16 protein-coding genes are annotated in these 17,709 nt (G+C 72.6%); 13 read left to right on the forward strand and 3 right to left on the reverse strand.

Annotation, left to right across the window (positions count from 1 at the left end; all coding sequences use genetic code 11):
• Positions 1-56: 56 nt before the first annotated feature.
• From ETU37_RS09180 to ndk, 3 genes are read left to right on the forward strand one after another with little or no spacing between them, the layout of a single operon-like run.
• Positions 57-1,436, forward strand: a complete 1,380-nt coding sequence (locus ETU37_RS09180) for a bifunctional folylpolyglutamate synthase/dihydrofolate synthase (RefSeq protein WP_129986900.1) — start codon at positions 57-59, stop codon at positions 1,434-1,436.
• Positions 1,433-1,822 carry a DUF4233 domain-containing protein gene (locus ETU37_RS09185; RefSeq protein WP_240755637.1) on the forward strand — a complete coding sequence of 130 codons (390 nt, stop codon included), beginning with the start codon at positions 1,433-1,435 and terminating at the stop codon, positions 1,820-1,822. Before ETU37_RS09180 ends, ETU37_RS09185 begins: the two co-directional genes overlap by 4 nt.
• A 10-nt stretch (positions 1,823-1,832) precedes the next feature.
• Positions 1,833-2,249 carry a nucleoside-diphosphate kinase gene (ndk, locus tag ETU37_RS09190; RefSeq protein ID WP_129986901.1) on the forward strand — a complete coding sequence of 139 codons (417 nt, stop codon included), beginning with the start codon at positions 1,833-1,835 and terminating at the stop codon, positions 2,247-2,249.
• A 14-nt stretch (positions 2,250-2,263) separates the two neighbouring features.
• Here the strand turns inward: ndk and ETU37_RS09195 are convergent, their stop codons facing one another.
• Positions 2,264-3,271, reverse strand: a complete 1,008-nt coding sequence (locus ETU37_RS09195) for a cobalamin B12-binding domain-containing protein (protein ID WP_129986902.1) — start codon at positions 3,269-3,271, stop codon at positions 2,264-2,266.
• A gap of 7 nt (positions 3,272-3,278) precedes the next feature.
• Complete coding sequence (locus tag ETU37_RS09200) at positions 3,279-4,568, reverse strand: PP2C family protein-serine/threonine phosphatase (RefSeq protein ID WP_129986903.1); 1,290 nt, start codon at positions 4,566-4,568, stop codon at positions 3,279-3,281.
• Positions 4,569-4,732: 164 nt separating this feature from the next.
• On the opposite strand from ETU37_RS09200, the gene ETU37_RS09205 reads away from it, so the two are divergent.
• From ETU37_RS09205 to rodA, 7 genes are all read left to right on the forward strand, one after another.
• Positions 4,733-5,047, forward strand: coding sequence for an STAS domain-containing protein (locus ETU37_RS09205; protein ID WP_129986904.1), 315 nt, complete (start codon positions 4,733-4,735; stop codon positions 5,045-5,047).
• Between the two features lie 17 nt (positions 5,048-5,064).
• Positions 5,065-5,745 carry a pyridoxamine 5'-phosphate oxidase family protein gene (locus ETU37_RS09210; protein ID WP_129986905.1) on the forward strand — a complete coding sequence of 227 codons (681 nt, stop codon included), beginning with the start codon at positions 5,065-5,067 and terminating at the stop codon, positions 5,743-5,745.
• A 192-nt stretch (positions 5,746-5,937) separates the two neighbouring features.
• Positions 5,938-6,966 carry a rod shape-determining protein gene (locus ETU37_RS09215; protein ID WP_129986906.1) on the forward strand — a complete coding sequence of 343 codons (1,029 nt, stop codon included), beginning with the start codon at positions 5,938-5,940 and terminating at the stop codon, positions 6,964-6,966.
• Positions 6,967-6,986: 20 nt separating this feature from the next.
• Positions 6,987-7,898, forward strand: a complete 912-nt coding sequence (gene mreC, locus ETU37_RS09220; RefSeq protein ID WP_129986907.1) for a rod shape-determining protein MreC — start codon at positions 6,987-6,989, stop codon at positions 7,896-7,898.
• Entirely contained in the window at positions 7,895-8,407 is a 513-nt protein-coding gene (gene mreD, locus ETU37_RS09225; protein WP_129986908.1) for a rod shape-determining protein MreD, read from the forward strand. Before mreC ends, mreD begins: the two co-directional genes overlap by 4 nt.
• Positions 8,407-10,551: a penicillin-binding protein 2 gene (gene mrdA, locus ETU37_RS09230; RefSeq protein WP_129986909.1), complete on the forward strand. Its 2,145-nt coding sequence runs from the start codon at positions 8,407-8,409 to the stop codon at positions 10,549-10,551. The genes mreD and mrdA overlap by 1 nt, the downstream gene beginning before the upstream one ends.
• Complete coding sequence (gene rodA / locus ETU37_RS09235; RefSeq protein ID WP_129986910.1) at positions 10,548-11,756, forward strand: rod shape-determining protein RodA; 1,209 nt, start codon at positions 10,548-10,550, stop codon at positions 11,754-11,756. Before mrdA ends, rodA begins: the two co-directional genes overlap by 4 nt.
• A 39-nt stretch (positions 11,757-11,795) precedes the next feature.
• Here rodA and ETU37_RS09240 read toward each other — a convergent pair whose 3' ends face one another.
• Positions 11,796-12,917: a S1 family peptidase gene (locus ETU37_RS09240; RefSeq protein ID WP_129986911.1), complete on the reverse strand. Its 1,122-nt coding sequence runs from the start codon at positions 12,915-12,917 to the stop codon at positions 11,796-11,798.
• Positions 12,918-13,193: 276 nt separating this feature from the next.
• On the opposite strand from ETU37_RS09240, the gene ETU37_RS09245 reads away from it, so the two are divergent.
• The 3 genes from ETU37_RS09245 to ETU37_RS09255 all read left to right on the forward strand — a co-directional run bounded on the left by ETU37_RS09245 (position 13,194) and on the right by ETU37_RS09255 (position 17,708).
• Positions 13,194-14,912: a S8 family serine peptidase gene (locus tag ETU37_RS09245; RefSeq protein ID WP_240755638.1), complete on the forward strand. Its 1,719-nt coding sequence runs from the start codon at positions 13,194-13,196 to the stop codon at positions 14,910-14,912.
• Positions 14,913-15,069: 157 nt separating this feature from the next.
• Positions 15,070-15,651, forward strand: coding sequence for a TIGR03086 family metal-binding protein (locus tag ETU37_RS09250; RefSeq protein WP_129986912.1), 582 nt, complete (start codon positions 15,070-15,072; stop codon positions 15,649-15,651).
• A 62-nt stretch (positions 15,652-15,713) separates the two neighbouring features.
• On the forward strand, positions 15,714-17,708 hold the full coding sequence (locus tag ETU37_RS09255; RefSeq protein ID WP_129986913.1) for a TIGR03960 family B12-binding radical SAM protein: 1,995 nt from the start codon (positions 15,714-15,716) through the stop codon (positions 17,706-17,708).
• Position 17,709 lies beyond the last annotated feature (1 nt).

The following is a 17,709-nucleotide window of genomic DNA, read 5'->3' on the forward strand; positions in this document are numbered from 1 at the left end:
TGCGCCGGCGTGGCCTCGACAGGCTCGACGACGCGGACGCCCGTAGACTCGCCCCGATGTCCGAGACCCCCTCTGCCGCCACCGGGGCCGCGTCCTACGCCGAGGCCGAGCAGCAGCTGCTCGCCCGCTGGCCGGAGACCAAGCTCGACCCCACCCTCGACCGGATCGCCGCCCTGTGCGAGCTGCTCGGCGACCCGCAGCGCGCCTACCCGGTGATCCACCTGACCGGCACCAACGGCAAGACCAGCACGTCGCGGATGATCGACACGCTCGTGCGCGCGACCGGCCTGCGCACCGGCCGGTTCACCAGCCCGCACGTCGAGTCGATGACCGAGCGGATCAGCGTCGACGGCGAGCCGCTGAGCGAGCAGCGCTTCCTCGAGACCTACAACGACATCGCGCCGTACCTCACCCTCGCCGAGGGTGACGCGGGCGTCGACCACCCGCTGTCGTTCTTCGAGACCGTCGTCGGGATGGCGTATGCCGCGTTCGCCGACGCGCCCGTCGACGTCGCCGTGGTCGAGGTCGGCATGGGCGGCTCGTGGGACGCCACCAACGTCGCCGACGCCACCGTCGCGGTGATCACGCCGATCGCCGTCGACCACGCCAAGTACCTCGGCGACCGGCCCGAGGAGATCGCCCGCGAGAAGGCCGGGATCATCAAGCCCGGCAGCACGGTCGTCGTCGCGGAGCAGGAGCCCGAGGTCGCCGCGGTGATCGCCGAGCGCGCCGCCGAGGTCGGCGCGACGGTGCTCGCCGAGGGCCAGGACTTCGGCGTCGCCTACCGGGTCGCCGCCGTGGGTGGGCAGATGCTCACCCTGCGCGGCCTGCGCGGCGAGTACGACGAGGTCTTCCTGCCGCTGTACGGCGCCCACCAGGCGCAGAACGCCGCGCTCGCGCTGGCCGCGATGGAGGCGTTCAACGGACCCGACTCGAGCGAGCCGCTGGACGTCGAGCTGGTGCGCGAGGCGTTCGCGCAGGTGACGTCGCCGGGCCGGCTCGAGGTGATCCGGCGCAGCCCGACGATCGTGCTCGACGCCGCGCACAACCCGCACGGCGCCGAGGCGACGGCGGCGGCGCTGGAGGACTCGTTCGCGTTCAACCCGCTCGTCGGGGTGGTCGGCGTGATGGCGGACAAGGACTACGAAGGCGTGCTGGCGGCGTTCGAGAGCTCGTTCGCGCACGTCGTGGTCACCCAGAACTCCACGGACCGGGCGATGCCCGCCGAGGAGCTCGCCGAGGTCGCCGCCGGGATCTTCGGCCAGGACCGGGTGCACGTGGCGCCCCGCCTCGTCGACGCCATCGACGTCGCGGCGGGCCTCGCCGAGACCGAGGGCGTCTACGGCTCGGGCGGCGTGCTGGTCACCGGTTCGGTGGTCACCGTCGGTGAGGCGCGCACGCTGCTCAAGGGCCGTGGGCGGGACGGTGGCGAGTGACCCGCTCGATCCAGCGGTCGATGTGCGCCGGCATGCTCACGCTGCAGGCGGTCGTGCTGTTCCTCGCCGGCCTGGTGATGACCGGCGTGACCGACCTCGGCTTCGCGGCGTCCTTCGGCATCGGCCTCGGGCTGGCGGTGCTGTGCCTGCTGGCGGCCGGCATGCTCGGCCGCCGCGGCGGCTACGCCCTCGGCTGGGGCGTGCAGGTCGTGTCCGTCGCGCTCGGCCTCGTGGTGCCGATGATGTTCTTCCTCGGCGCCGTGTTCGGCGCGCTCTGGGCGGCGTCGTACTTCCTCGGCGCGAGGATCGACCGCGAGAAGGCCGAGCGCGCGGTGCTGGAGGAGCGTTACCGGGCCGAGCACGGTGACGCGCCTGAGGCTGGATAGGCTGCGCGCCATGTCGACGCAGACCCAGCGCACGCTCGTCCTGTTCAAGCCCGACGCCGTCCGGCGCGGACTCGTGGGGGAGATCCTCTCCCGCTTCGAGGCCAAGGGCCTGTCCATCGCTGCGCTGGAGCTGCGGCAGATCGACGCGGCGCAGGCCGACGCTCACTACGCCGAGCACGTCGAGCGCGACTTCTACCCGCCGCTGCGCGAGTTCGTCACCAGCGGTGCGCTCGTCGCCGCCGTGCTCGAGGGCGACGAGGCGGTCGAGGTGGTCCGCGCGATCAACGGCGCGACCGACGGCCGCAAGGCCGCTCCCGGCACGATCCGCGGCGACCTGTCGCTCTCCAACCGCGAGAACCTCGTGCACGGCTCGGACTCTCCCGAGTCCGCGTCGCGCGAGATCGCGCTCTGGTTCCCGAACCTCTGAGCAGCCTGGCCCGGTCAGGCCGACCGCGGCGCCACGTCGGGCCAGTGGTCCCCGACCATGGTCGCAGCGCGTGGGTACTCCCGCATCGCGTGCACGAGCGCGTCCCGGACGGCCGCGTCGGGGTCGTCGAAGCCGCGCGCCCGGAGCACGTCGGACACCCAGCCGGCGGTGTCGCCCAGCAACCGCGGGTCGTCGGTGAGCACCGCGCCCGCGACCGAGTGGACGGCCTGGTCGAGGGACTCGCGCATCGGGTCCTCGCCGTCGACGGCGGCGGGCGCGACGCCGGTCCGGCGTAGCGCCTCGTCGACGACCGCGTCGTGGGCGGTGCGCAGCGCGGCGACCTCGCGGGTGAGGTCGCCCGGCAGCGGCGGTACCGCGGGTACGACGAGCGGCAGGCCCTCGATCGCGGCGGCGGCGCCGCGGGCGTCGGCCGCCCAGGCGGTGGCGCCGAGCCGGTCGGCGCGCAGCGAGTCGGGACCGAACGCGGCGCCGCCGGCGAGGACCGGGATGCCGGCGGTGGTGCTGGCCTCGATGAAGCCGCGCGCGTTGGGCAGCCCGGCGGCGACCGAGCAGCTCACGGCGGTCACGTCGGGACCGAGGTCCTGGAGGTAGCGGCTCAGCCGCGCGGTCGGCGTGGAGGCGCCGAGCAGCATGGTCTGCCAGCCCTGGGTGCGCAGCGCGCCGGCGACGATCATCGCGGGCACGGCGTGCCACTCCCGCTCCGCGCAGGCGATCACGACGCGTCCGCGGGCGCGGCCCTGCGGCTGGGTGGCGCGGGCGACCGCCTCGAGCGCGGAGACCGCGACCGAGGTGGCGGCGTGCTCCTGGGCGACCGACCAGGCCCCGCTCTGCCAGCGCCGGCCGACCCGGGTCTGCACCGGGGCGATCACGTCCACCATCACGCCCACCGGGTCGAGCCCGCCGTCGAGGAGGTCCTGCACCACCGAGAGGGCGGCGTCGACGTCGGCACGGGCGACCGCCGCGTCGAAGCGCTCGACGTCATCGAGTGTCGTGGCGGTCATCGGCCGGTCACCCCTGTCCGGCGCCCGTCCGTCGGGGCGCGACGACGAGCGCCGTCATGTCGTCGTGCCCGTGGCCGCCGAGGTGCTCGACGACGTCCTGCTCGACGGCCTCGCACATCGCGACGGCGCCGCTGCCGGCGTAGCGCTCCAGCACCGTGCGCAGCCGGTCCATGCCGTAGAGGCCGCGCGGCCCCTTGGCTTCGTAGATGCCGTCGCTGAACAGCACCATCGAATCGCCGGGGAGCAGGTCGAAACCGACCTCCTGGTAGCGGTCGTCGTGGCGGATCACGCCCGCCAGTCGCCCGGAGATCGCGGGCTGCTCGACCTCGCCACCGGCGCGGACGACCAGCGGAGCCGGGTGCCCGGCGACCGCGACCTGGACCAGCACCGAGCCGTCGTCGCGCGGGGTGAGCAGCGCGCACACGACAGTGACGAACTTGTCGGAGGCGTCGTCGTAGAGCACGTCGTTGAGGGTGCTGAGGATCCGGCCGGGAGAGCGGTCGTAGCGGGCCGCGGTGCGGATGCTCTGGCGGGCGCGGCTGTTGAGCACGGCCGCGTCGACGCCCTTGCCGCAGACGTCGCCGAGCACGACCAGCCAGGAGTCGTCGTCGCCGTGGACGTCGTAGAAGTCGCCGCCGATCTCGAGGTGCTCGGCGGCGGAGCGGAAGCTGGTGGCGAGCTCGACGCCCGGGATGACGGGCAGGCCCGGTGGGCGGAGGTTCTCCTCGAGGACGCGGGTGACCCGGGCGTGGTCCTCGTAGATGCGGGCCGAGTCGAGCGCGAGCGCGGCGCGGGCGGCGAACTGGCCGAGCAGCGCGACGTCGGTCTCGTCGAAGCCGCGGCCGGAGCGGCGGACCAGGATGAGCGCGCCGAGCGGGGCGCCCCGGGCGGCCATCGGCAGCGCGAGCACGTCGGCCGGGCGCAGCCGGGCGGCCTCGTCGCGCAACGGCTCGTGCGGGATCAGCGCGGTGAGCGCGTCGAACGGCACCGCGTCGGAGTCGACGGAGAGCAGCTCGTGCTGGCCGCTCTCGATCACCTGCTGCAGCAGGTCGGCGGAGGCCGCGCGACGGACCGTCGTCGTCGCCCGCGGGTCCTCACCGCCGTACAGGGTCAGCGAGTCGGAGCGGGGGTCGGCCACGACCACCAGGGCCCAGTCGGCGAACCGGGACCGGGTCACCTCGAGCGTCCGCATCACGGTGCGGCGGAGGTTGAGGGAGCCGCTGAGCTCGATGTCGAGGATCTGGCCGACGTCCTGGCGGGGTGCGTCGAGCACGACCTCCCACGTCGTGTCGCCCACAGGGGGCTCGACCGGCAGCACAACATCCTCCACGCGTCGACAGACCCCCTTCCGTTCCGGCGCCGAACCTACCACCGGCCGCTGCGCCAGGGTGGGTTAGATTGGATCGGCCGGCGTACGCATGGTGCGCGCGGTTCACACGCAGGATCAAGGGGAGGACCCGGGTGGAGCTGTCCATCGACGTGCAGCGCGAGGGCGACGACGCCGTCGTGCACCTGGCGGGCGAGCTGGACATCAGCACGTCGCCGGACCTGCAGGACGTGCTGGCCGACCTCACCGACGCGCCCCGTCGGGTCGCCGTGGACCTCTCGGACCTCGAGTTCATCGACTCGACCGGCCTGGCGGCCCTGCTGGGCGCCCACAAGGCGCTCGACGAGCGCGGCGGCGTCCTCGAGCTGCGCCACCCGAGCAAGATGGTGGTCGGCCTGGTCCAGATCACCGGGCTCGACGACGTGTTCGAGATCCGGCTCTCCTCCTGAGCGTCCCCGGTCCGCCCGTGGAGCCCGGGACACCGCTCTCGCCCACGGAGCGCAGCAGTCCGCGCCGCGAGAAGGAGCGTGCCCGATCGGGGCGCGAGAGCCTGGACGACGTCCTGGCCGCCTCCGTGATCTGCCACCTGGCCGTCGTCGTCGACGGCGTCCCGCTGGCCCTCCCGACCGTCTTCGGCGTCGACCCCGACGGCCCGGACGAGGGGGGCACGGTCTACCTGCACGGGTCCGTGGCGTCGCGCAGCCTGGTGCAGGCCCCCGACCAGGACGTCTCGGTCACCTGGACGGTGCTCGACGGGATGGTGCTCGCGCGCTCCGGCTTCAACCACTCGATGAACTACCGCTCCGCGGTGGTGATCGGCCGTCCCCGCGTGGTCGCCGAGCCCGGTGAGCTGTCGCACGCGCTGGACCTGCTCGTCGACCACGTCGTGCCCGGCCGCGCCGCCGCCCTGCGCCGGCCGACCCGCAAGGAGCTCGCCGCGACCACCGTGCTCGCGCTCCCGCTGCACGAGGCGTCGGTCAAGGTGCGCGAAGGCGATCCCGACGACGAGCCCGAGGACGTTGCCGCCGGCTACTGGGCGGGAGTCGTGCCGCTGCGGCTGCGGGCGGGGGACGTGGTGACCTCCGCCGACGCTCCGGGCACGGCCGTGCCCGCCCACGTGGCGGCCCGCGCCGACGAGCTGCGCTGACGCGCCGCGCCGACGGGCGGCTGACGACCGCGCGCCCCAATTCCGGCGCGACCCGCGGAGTGTCCTGCCGGGTCCGGCGCTGGTGCCCGCATAGCCTTCTGTGAAGGGTGGGACGCGTGTGACTCACGCGGTGCTCGCCCGACGGTTCACGGGCCGGCAGCCGCCGGCCAGGGCAGCGAGGGTCTCCAGCACATGGCGAACAGCATCATCGGCCGCGACATGGCCGTCGATCTCGGCACCGCCAACACGCTCGTGTACGTGCGTGGCAAGGGCGTGCTGCTCGACGAGCCCTCCGTCGTGGCGCTGCACGCCGGCACCGGCGAGATCGTCGCGGTCGGCCACGAGGCGAAGCGGATGATCGGCCGCACCCCCGACAGCATCACCGCGATCCGACCGCTCAAGGACGGCGTGATCGCCGACTTCGAGTCGACCGAGCAGATGCTCCGGTTCTTCATCCAGCAGGTGCACCGCCGCCGCTACTTCACCAAGCCGCGGTTGGTGATCTGCGTGCCGAGCGGGATCACCGCCGTCGAGCAGCGCGCGGTCAAGGAGGCCGGCTACCAGGCGGGCGCCCGCCGGGTCTACATCGTCGAGGAGCCGATGGCCGCCGCGATCGGCGCCGGGCTCCCCGTGCACGAGGCGACCGGCAACATGGTCGTCGACGTCGGCGGGGGCACCACCGAGGTCGCGGTCATCTCCCTCGGCGGCATCGTCACCAGCCTGTCGGTGCGCACCGCGGGCGACACCCTCGACCAGGCGATCATCGCGTGGATGAAGAAGGAGCACTCCCTGATGCTCGGGGAGCGCACGGCCGAGGAGATCAAGATGACCCTCGGCTCCGCCTTCCCGCTCCCCGACGAGCCCGAGGCCGAGGTCCGTGGTCGCGACATGGTCTCCGGCCTGCCGAAGACCGTCGTCGTCTCGTCCGCCGAGGTCCGGATGGCGCTCGAGGAGCCGCTCCACGCGATCGTCGACGCGGTTCGCACCACGCTCGACCAGACCCCGCCCGAGCTCGCCGGCGACATCATGGACCGCGGTGTGGTCCTGACCGGCGGGGGAGCGCTGCTGCGCGGGCTCGACGAGCGGATCCGTCACGAGACCGGCATGCCCGTCCACGTCGCCGAGGACCCCCTGCACTCCGTCGCCATGGGCGCCGGCAAGTGCGTGGAGGAGTTCGAGGCGCTCCAGCAGGTGCTCGTCTCCGAGCCGCGGCGCCGGTAGCCACGGAGACCGACCGAACCATGCGACCTCCTTCCCCGGGTTCCCCGCAGCAGCGGCCGCGCCGCGCCGTCGTGGTGCTGCTCCTGCTCGCCGGCCTCACCGTGATCACCCTCGACGCCCGCGGCGGGGACGACTCGCCGGTCGACCCGCTGCGCTCGGCGGTCGGCGCGGTCGTGGGGCCGGTCGAGACCGGCACGTCCGCCGTGCTGCGTCCCGTGATCGGCGTGCCCGGCTTCTTCCGCACCACCGGCGGGCTGCGGGACGAGGTCGCCCGGCTCGAGGCCGAGAACGCCCAGCTCCGGGGCCGGCTCGCCACCTCCGAGGTCGACCGCAACCGGGCCGCCGAGCTGGACGGCCTGCTCGCCGGAGCGAAGGACACCGGGTACGCCGTCGTCCCGGCCCGCGTCGTCGCCATGGGTCCCGCCCAGTCGTTCAGCCGCGCGGTCACCATCGACGCCGGCACGTCCTCGGGCATCAGCCCCGACATGACCGTGATCAACAACGACGGTCTCGTCGGCCGGGTGATCCGCGCCGAGCGCAGCACCGCCACCGTGCTGCTGGTGGTCGACCAGGAGTCGGTGGTCGGCGGCCGGATCGGCTCGACCATGGAGGTCGGCTTCCTGCGCGGGCGCGGTGAGCAGGGCGACGACGCCCGCCTCGACCTCGACCTGGCCGACCAGTCGGTCACGCCGGCACGTCGCGACGTCCTGGTCACCTGGGGCAGCCGCAACGGCGCGCCGTACGTCGCCGGGATCCCGATCGGCCGCGTCACCGACGTGCGCAGCAGCCCGGGCTCGCTGTCGGCGCAGGCCGTGATCAAGCCCTTCGTCGACTTCACCTCGCTGGACCTCGTCGGCGTGGTCGTCGACCCGAACACCGAGGGCGACCGGCCGGTCCTCGGCGCCGGAGCACGGCAGGAGGAGACCCGATGACCGCCGTCCGCGCCGCGATCCTCGCCGTCGTCGTCACGCTCGCGGTCGTGCTCCAGGTCGCCGGCTTCTCGTTGCTGTCGATCCACGGCGTGGTGCCCAACCTCGCGCTGCTCGTCGTGGTGGCGGCCGCGCTGGTGCGCGGTCCGGACTTCGCGGCCGTCCTCGGATTCCTCGCCGGCCTGGCCGTCGACCTGGCCCCGCCGGCCGACCACGTCGCCGGCCGCTGGGCGCTCGCGCTCGTCGTCGTCGGGTACGTCGCCGGCCGGGTCCGGCAGGACGCCGGGTCCTCGCCCGTCGCGGCCCTGGTGACCGTCGCGGCGTCGTCGTTCATCGGCACGTCGGTGTTCGCGCTGTCCGGGATGGTCCTGCAGGACCCGGCCGTGCCCGTCGCCGAGGCGCTGACGGTGATTCCGCTGGCCGTCGGCTACGACCTGCTGCTCACCCCGTTCGTGCTGCCGCCGGCGATGGCCCTGCTGCGGCGGCTCCGCCCGCCCCAGGTGGCGTACTGATGGCCGCGCCCCGAGTCCGCGCGAGCTCGGCGACCAAGGGCACCCTGCGCCTGGTCGTCGTGCAGGCGCTGGTGCTCTCGCTGTTCCTCACCCTGTTCGCCCGCCTCTGGTACCTCCAGGTGCTCGGCGGCGAGTCCTACCAGGCCCAGGCGGCCGAGCAGTCCGTGCGCGAGCTCGTCGTGCAGCCGGCGCGCGGCCTGATCGTCGACGACATGGGCCGTCCGCTGGTCGCCAGCCGTCAGTCGTGGGTGGTGAGCGTCGACCGCACCCTGCTGCACAAGATGGACGAGGCCGGCCAGGAGGCGCTGCTGCGCCGGCTGGCGCACGCCGTCGGCGGGAAGTACAAGAGGATCCACGCGCGCACGCTGCTCTGCGGCGAGCCCGACTCGGTCACCGGCACCTGCTGGAACGGCTCGCCGTACCAGCCCGTCCCGGTCGCGGACGACGTCCGGCAGCAGGTCGCGATCTCGATCATGGAGCAGGGCGAGGACTTCCCGGCCGTGCTCGTCGAGCAGCAGAACGTCCGCGCCTACCCGTCGCCGTACGGCATCAACGCCGCGCACCTCCTCGGCTACCTCAGCCCGATCACCGAGTCCGAGCTGGACGACGCGGAGGCGAAGGACGACCAGTCCGTGCACGGCGCGTCGGTGGTCGGTCGCGCCGGCCTGGAGAAGCAGTACGACAAGTACCTCCGCGGCTACCCGGGCTACAAGAGCGTCGCGGTGGACTCGATGGGCCGCGTGCTCGGCACCACCGGGGAGACGGCCGGCAAGGTCGGCGACACCCTCGTCACGTCGATCGACGCTCGCGTGCAGGCCGTCGTCGAGCAGCAGCTCGAGCAGACGATCCGGACCGCCCGCCAGACGCGCGACACCGTGACCAACCGCAACTACGAGGCCGACTCCGGCGCCGCGGTGGTGCTCGACGCCACCAACGGCCGCGTGGTCGCGATGGCCGGCTTCCCGACGTACGACCCCAGCGTGTGGGTCGGCGGCATCTCCTCGAAGGCGCTCAAGCGGCTGTACTCCGAGAAGGCCGGCACCCCGCTGCTGTTCCGCGCGACCCAGGGCCAGTTCGCGCCCGGCTCGACGTGGAAGCCGGTGATGACCGCCGGCGCGCTGTCGAACGGCTTCGGCACCGACACCCGGCTGAACTGCTCCTCGGCGTTCCGCGTCGGCAACCGCGACTTCAAGAACTACGAGTCCGGCGCCTACGGCTACATCGGCTTCGACAAGGCGCTGCAGGTCTCCTGCAACACCTTCTTCTACCGGGTCGGCTACTCGTTCTGGCAGCGCTTCGGCTCCGACGTGGACGACGTGAACGCCAAGGACCCGCTGGTGAGCACGGCGAAGATGTTCGGCTTCGGCAAGGAGACCGGCATCGACGTCCCGGGCGAGGCGTCCGGGCGGATCGCCGACCGCACGTGGAAGCTCGCCTACTGGAAGTCGAACAGGAACTACTACTGCAAGCTCGGCAGGAAGCCTGGCACCGACTTCCTGCACCGCTTCGCCCGCGAGTTCTGCCTCGAGGGCTTCGCCTACCGCGCCGGTGACGCCGTGAACTTCGCCATCGGCCAGGGCGACACGATCGTCACCCCGCTCCAGCTCGCCCGCGCGTACGCCGCGCTGTCCAACGGCGGCACGCTGTGGGAGCCGCGGGTGGCGAAGGCCGTCGTCGACCCCCAGGGCAACGTCGTCAAGCGGATCAAGCCGAAGAAGGCCTCGAAGGTGAAGGTCTCCCAGGCTGACCTGCGCTACATCGACACCGCGCTGCAGGGCACCTCGCGCACCGGCACGATGGCCTGGCGGCTGATCGACTTCCCGCTCGACCAGGTCAAGATCCGGTCCAAGACCGGCTCCGCCGAGGTCTACGGCAAGCAGAGCACGTCGTGGGTGGCGTCGTACGACAAGCGGTACGTCGTGGTGATGATGGTGTCGCAGGGCGGCACCGGCTCCGGCACGTCCGGTCCGGCGGTCCGCAAGATCTGGGAGACCCTCTACGGCATCGACGGCATGAAGGTCGACCGCCGCAAGGCCGCGATCCCCGGCGCCGTCCCGCCCGCCGCGCTCCCGACGTTCGCCAAGGACGGCGCGATCCTGCCGCCCGTCGCCCCCCGTTCACGCAGGGAGGGACGCAAGGAATGAGCCTGACGACGGCCACCCGTCCCCGCGTCCGCGTCGAGACCACCTCGCGCGTGCGCGACGGCCGCGTCGACTGGCTGCTCGTGCTCGCCGCGGCCGGCCTGCTCGTGCTCGGCGCGCTGCTGGTCTGGTCGGCGACGTCGAGCCGCGAGCTGCTGGTCGGCGACGACCCGCGCGCCTACCTCAAGAAGCAGCTGGTCAACATCGCGATCGGCGTGGTGCTCGGCCTGCTCGTGATGGCGACCGACCACCGGTGGGTGCGGATCCTCGCACCGCTGGTGTACGTCGCCAGCGTGGTCGGGCTGGTCCTCGTGCTCGTCATGGGCAGCACGATCAACGGCTCGCGGTCGTGGATCGTGCTCGCGGGGCTGTCCATCCAGCCGGCGGAGTTCGCCAAGCTGGCCGTCGTCATCGGCATGGCGCTCCTCGTGGCCGAGCGCACGGAGGGATCGCTGCGCTCGCGCGAGGTGCGCTGGCTCGACGTGGTCGGGATGCTGACGATCGCCGGGCTGCCGGCGGTGCTGATCCTGCTGCAGCCGGACCTCGGCACCATGCTGGTGCTGTCCGCCACCGTGTTCGGGGTGATCGCCGTGTCCGGCGCACCGCGCGCCTGGCTCGGCGGGCTGTTCGCCGGGGGAGTGGTCGCGGCCGTGGTCGCGGTGCAGGTCGGGCTGCTCGAGGACTACCAGCTCGACCGGTTCCTCGCGTTCACCGACCCGTCGCTCGACCCGCGCGGCGCCGGCTACAACACCACCCAGGCCCGCATCGCCATCGGCAACGGCGGCGTCACGGGCCAGGGCCTCTTCCACGGGTCGCAGACGCATGCCGGCTTCGTGCCCGAGCAGCACACCGACTTCATCTTCACGGTGGCGGGGGAGGAGCTCGGCCTGGTCGGCTCCGGCGTGCTGATCCTCCTGCTGGGCGTCCTCATCTGGCGCGCCCTCGCGATCTCGGCGCGCGCCGACGACCTGTTCGGCCGCCTCGCCGCGGCGGGCATCGCCTGCTGGTTCGGCTTCCAGGCCTTCCAGAACATCGGCATGTGCCTGGGCATCATGCCGGTCACCGGCGTGCCCCTGCCGCTCGTCTCCTACGGCGGCTCGTCGATGTTCGCGACGCTGATGGCGGTCGGCCTGCTGCAGAACATCGCCCGCCGCTCCGGCTCGGGGCTCGGCGCGGCGCCGTCGCGGCTGGTCCGCTCGCGCTACTGACCGGCGCCCCGTCGGGACGCCGGCCAGCGAGCGGGTGGCTCAGTAGACGCTGACGCCGTAGACGCCGAGCGCCTCGGTGACCGGCTGGAAGAACGTCGTACCGCCGAAGGTGCAGTTGCCGTTGCCGCCGGAGGTGAGGCCGATGGCGGTGTTGCCGGAGAACAGCGAGCCGCCGCTGTCGCCGCCCTCGGCGCAGACGTTGGTCTGGATCAGGCCACGGACCTGTCCCTCGGCGTAGTTGACCGTCGCGTTGAGCGCCTGGACCGTGCCGCTGTGCACGCCGGTCGTGCTGCCGCTGCGGGTCACCGACTGGCCGACGAACGCGTTGCCGGCGCCGGTGATGTCGCGCGTGCCGCCGCCGTACAGGTAGACGTTACCGGTGCCGGCCGACGGGGTGGAGACGATGCCGTAGTCGTTGCCCGGGAAGCTGCTGCCGGCCGTGCTGCCGACGTAGGTCGAGCCTGCCGAGTCGGCGTACCAGGTGCTGCCGATGTTCGTGCAGTGGCCGGCCGTCAGGAAGTAGTAGGACGACCCGCTGCGCACGTTGAAGCCGAGCGAGCAGCGGCCGCCGCTGGTCCAGATGGCCTGGCCACCGGACAGGCGGGTGCTGAACGTGCCGCTGACCTCCTCGACCCGGGCGGCGTCGCCGTACGACGCCACGACGTCCTTGATCCGGGCGGCGTCGGCCTCCGAGACGCTCGAGTCGAGCGTCACGACGACCTGGTTGGCGGCGGTGTCGACGGCCCAGCCGCTGCCGGGCGTGGCGACCTCCTGCTCGAGGTCGCTCGTGACGGCGGCGAGGTCGGCCTTGCTGTGCTTCACCACCCTGACGACGGTTTCGCCACCGGCGGCGCGGCGGGCCTTGTCGGCGGCGGCGCGGTTCGAGACGGCCACGACCATCGCGTCGGCCGCCTTGTCGTAGTAGACGCCGGCGGCGTCGGCGCCGAGGTCACGGGCGACGGCCCGGGCGTCCTGGGCGGCCTCGACCGTGCGCTGCTGCTCGGCGACCGCGGCCTGGCCGGGCGCGGCCGCCGTACGGGCCTCGGGCCCGCCGGAGGGTGCGGCGGAGCCGGGAGCGGCGACGAAGCCGGTCATGACCGTGGCGAGCGCCGCGGCACCGAGCACGACCGCCGATCGGCGGTGCGGACGGATCTTCTTCATAGGGGGATCTCCCTGTTCGGGAGGACGCGCCCCGATGCGCATCCTCACGAGGGTCGACCCAACCACTGTCTAGACCAGCGCCGTCAAGGCTGTCGCGGGTTGCAGGTTCGTGCGCTGCACGAACATGAACGTCCGCTCTCGGTGACCGCAATCGTCTGCTGTCACTACGTTCCTCGGTCAACCGGACCCGGTCGCCACGAGTGACGCAGGACCGGCCGCAGGTACCAGGACCGGGTCTCGGCAACCGGCCGGACCCTCCACCTCTCGGGAGAACTCGTGACGCATCAGAGTCACTCAGCGCAGCACCGGCGGCTCCGGGCCGCCCTCCTCGGGGCGGTCGCCGCGGCGACCGTCACCGCCACCGCCCTCGGTGCGACGGCCGCCTCCGCCGTGCCCCAGGCGGGCAAGCCCGACAAGGCGCCGCTCATCGGCACCGCCAAGCCCACCGCGATCGACGGCCGCTACATCGTCGTGATGAACGACCGGGTCACCGCGGCCGACGAGAAGGACGCCCGCACAGTCGCCAAGGAGAACGGCGGCAAGATCCTCGACAACTACGGCAAGGTCCTCAACGGCTTCTCGGCCAAGCTCCCGGACCGGGCGGTGGAGCGGCTCCGGACCAGCCCGGACGTGGCCTTCATCGAGGCCGACCAGCGGTTCAGCATCGACGCCACCCAGTCGCCGGCAACCTGGGGTCTCGACCGGATCGACCAGCGCAACCTCCCGCTGAGCAACAGCTACACCTACAACGCCACCGGCTCCGGCGTGACGGCGTACATCATCGACACCGGCATCCGCGCCACCCACAGCGAGTTCGGCGGCCGGGTGACCTCGGGTTACACCGCGATCAACGACGGCAATGGCACCAACGACTGCCACGGCCACGGCACGCACGTCGCGGGCACGGTCGGCGGGTCGACGTACGGCGTCGCCAAGCAGGTCACGCTGAAGCCCGTGCGGGTGCTCGACTGTGCCGGCAGCGGCGCCAATTCCGGCGTCATCGCCGGTGTCGACTGGGTGACCTCGAACCACGCCGCGGGCACCCCGGCAGTGGCGAACATGAGCCTCGGCGGGGGCGTCTCGTCCGCGCTCGACACGGCGGTCACCAACTCGATCAACGACGGCGTGACGTATGCGGTCGCCGCCGGCAACGAGAACACCAACGCCTGCAACGGCTCGCCGTCGCGCGTCGGCGCCGCGCTCACCGTCGGCGCGACCACGAGCACCGACGCCCGGTCGAGCTTCTCCAACTACGGCTCCTGCCTCGACCTGTTCGCGCCCGGCTCCAGCATCACCTCGGCCTGGAACACCAGCGACACGGCGACCAACACGATCAACGGCACGTCGATGGCCACGCCGCACGTCGCCGGTGTCGCCGCGCTGTACCTCCAGGGCAACCCGACCGCGTCGGCCGCCACGGTCGGCAGCGCGGTCGTCAACGGCGCCACCTCCGGCGTGGTGACCGGTGCGGGCACCGGCTCGCCGAACCGCCTGCTCTACTCGCTGCTCTCCGGTGGCACCACCCCGCCGCCGACCGGCGGCAACCTGCTCGCCAACCCGGGCTTCGAGTCCGGCGCGACCGGCTGGTCCGCCTCGTCCGGCGTCATCACCAACGACTCCGGCGCCGCGGCCCGCACCGGCACCTGGAAGGCGTGGCTGGACGGCTACGGCACCACGCACACCGACACGCTGTCGCAGACGGTCTCCGTCCCGGCCGCGTCGAGCGCGTCGCTGTCGTTCTACCTGTACGTCTCCAGCCAGGAGACCACCACCAGCACCGCCTACGACACCCTCCGGGTGCAGGCCACGTCCGGTGGCGTCACCACCACGCTGGCGACGTACTCGAACCTGAACAAGGGTTCGTCCTACGTGCTGCGCACGCTGAACCTGTCGGCCTACACCGGCAAGTCGGTCACGCTCACGTTCACCGGCACCGAGGACTCGAGCCTGGCCACCAGCTTCGTCATCGACGACACGTCGCTGACCACGAGCTGACCGCCGAACCTCTCCCCACCCACCGGGGCCCGCGCGATCGCGCGGGCCCCGGTGTGCTGCTCGGTCTAGTGCGTCCGGGTCTGCCGCGGCACCGCACGGGGGAGGACGCTGGTAGCGAGCCGTCGCACCTCGCTCGACACCGGGAGGGAGCAGCCCCATGGACGTCGCCACCCTGCACCGCGGGACCGTGGACCACTGGCAGCGGGCACTGGCCGCCGTCGGGCCGGACGACTGGGGGAGGTCCACCCCGTGCGCCGGCTGGAACGTCCACGACCTCGTGAACCACGTGGTCGGCGAGGAGCTGTGGACCGTCCCGCTGCTCGAGGGCGCGACCATCGAGGACGTCGGCGACAGCTTCGAGGGCGACCTGCTCGGCGACCCGGTGACCGCCGCCCGCCGGGCCAGCGACGCGGCGCTCGCGGCGGTGGCCGCCGTGGACCGCTACGCCCCGCTCGGCGGCATGGTGCACCTGTCCTACGGGCGCGAGAACGTCGAGGAGTACGTCCTGCAGCTCAGCGCCGACCACCTGGTGCACGGCTGGGACCTCGCGGTCGCGGTCGGCGCGGACACCCACCTCGCGCCCGAGCTCGTCCTCGGCGTGTCGACGTGGTTCAAGGAGCGCGAGCACATGTACCGCGAGGCCGGCGTGGTCGCGCCCCGCGTCGAGGTGACGGGGGACGCGCAGACCATGCTGCTCGCGGCGTTCGGCCGGGACGCGCGGTGGGCGGCGGCCGTCTGACGACGTACCCTTGGAGGTCGTTCCCTCACCCCAGCACCCCCAATGTTCTGCGAGGTTGCACCGTGCCCACCGCCACCGCGGCCGCCCAGGCCCCGTCGGCCGAGTCGCTGTTCCCACGCCTGGAGCCGCTGCTGCCGTCCGTGCAGAAGCCGATCCAGTACGTCGGCGGCGAGCTGAACTCCACCCCGAAGGAGTGGGGTGACGACGACGCCACCGTCCGCTGGGCGCTGATGTACCCCGACGCCTACGAGGTGGGGCTGCCCAACCAGGGCGTGCAGATCCTCTACGAGGTGCTCAACGAGCGCGACTGGATCGTCGCCGAGCGCACCTACTCCGTGTGGCCCGACATGGAGAAGGTGATGCGGGCCGGTGACGAGCAGGGGGCGATCCCGCAGTTCACCGTCGACAACCACCGACCGGTCCGTGCCTTCGACGTCTTCGGCATCTCGTTCTCGACCGAGCTCGGCTACACCAACCTGCTGACCGCCCTCGACCTCGCCGGCATCCCGCTGCCCGCGCGTGACCGAGGCGAGGACGACCCGATCGTGCTCGCCGGCGGTCACGCGGCGTTCAACCCCGAGCCGATCGCCGACTTCCTCGACGCCGCCGTGCTCGGCGACGGCGAGGAGATCGTGCTGAAGATCTCCGAGGTCGTCCGCGAGTGGAAGGCCGAGGGGCGGCCCGGCCTCGGGGGCCGCACCCCGCGCGAGGAGCTGCTCTACCGCCTCGCGGTGTCCGGCGCGGTCTACGTGCCGGCGTTCTACGACGTCGACTACCTCCCCGACGGCCGGATCAAGCGCGTCGCGCCCAACACCTCCGGCGTCCCGTGGCGCGTGCACAAGCACACGCTGATGGACCTCGACGCGTGGCCGTACCCCAAGCAGCCGCTCGTGCCGCTCGCCGAGACCGTGCACGAGCGGTACTCCGTCGAGATCTTCCGCGGCTGCACCCGCGGCTGCCGGTTCTGCCAGGCCGGCATGATCACGCGGCCGGTGCGCGAGCGCTCGATCACCACGATCGGCGACATGGTCGACAACGGGATCAAGAAGTCCGGCTTCGAGGAGGTCGGCCTGCTCTCGCTGTCGAGTGCCGACCACACCGAGATCGGCGACGTCGCGAAGGGCCTCGCCGACCGCTACGAGGGCAGCAACGTCTCGCTGTCGCTGCCCTCCACCCGCGTCGACGCCTTCAACATCACCCTCGCCAACGAGTTCTCCCGCAACGGCCGCCGCTCCGGCCTGACGTTCGCCCCCGAGGGCGGCTCGGAGCGGATGCGCAAGGTGATCAACAAGATGGTCACCGAGGAGGACCTCATCCGGACCGTCGCGACGGCGTACTCCCACGGCTGGCGGCAGGTGAAGCTCTACTTCATGTGCGGCCTCCCGACCGAGACCGACGAGGACGTCCTCGAGATCGCCGACCTGGCCAAGAAGGTCATCGCCAAGGGCCGCGAGGTCTCCGGCCGCAACGACATCCGTTGCACGGTGTCGATCGGCGGGTTCGTGCCGAAGCCGCACACGCCGTTCCAGTGGGCCGCGCAGCTCGACCACGAGACCACCGACGCGCGCCTGCAGAAGCTGCGCGACGACGTGCGCTCCGACAAGCGCTACGGGCGCGCGATCGGCTTCCGCTACCACGACGGCCGCCCCGGCATCATCGAGGGACTGCTCTCGCGCGGCGACCGCCGCGTCGGCCGCGTCATCGAGGCCGTCTGGCGCGACGGCGGCCGCTTCGACGGCTGGAGCGAGCACTTCTCTTTCGACCGCTGGGAGTCCGCCGCCGCGCGCGCCCTCGCCGACACGCCCGTCGACCTCGACTGGTACACCGTCCGCGAGCGCGAGCACGCCGAGGTGCTGCCCTGGGACCACCTCGACTCCGGTCTCGACAAGGACTGGCTGTGGGAGGACTGGCAGGACGCGGTCGACCCCGACTCCACCGTCGAGGTCGAGGACTGCCGCTGGACCCCCTGCTACGACTGCGGCGTCTGCCCCCAGATGGACACCGAGATCCAGATCGGCCCCACCGGCAAGAAGCTGCTGCCGCTCTCGGTCGTCTGAC

Origin of the sequence: Nocardioides iriomotensis (assembly GCF_004168035.1) — a bacterium.
GTDB classification, from domain to species: Bacteria; Actinomycetota; Actinomycetes; order Propionibacteriales; family Nocardioidaceae; genus Nocardioides_B; species Nocardioides_B iriomotensis.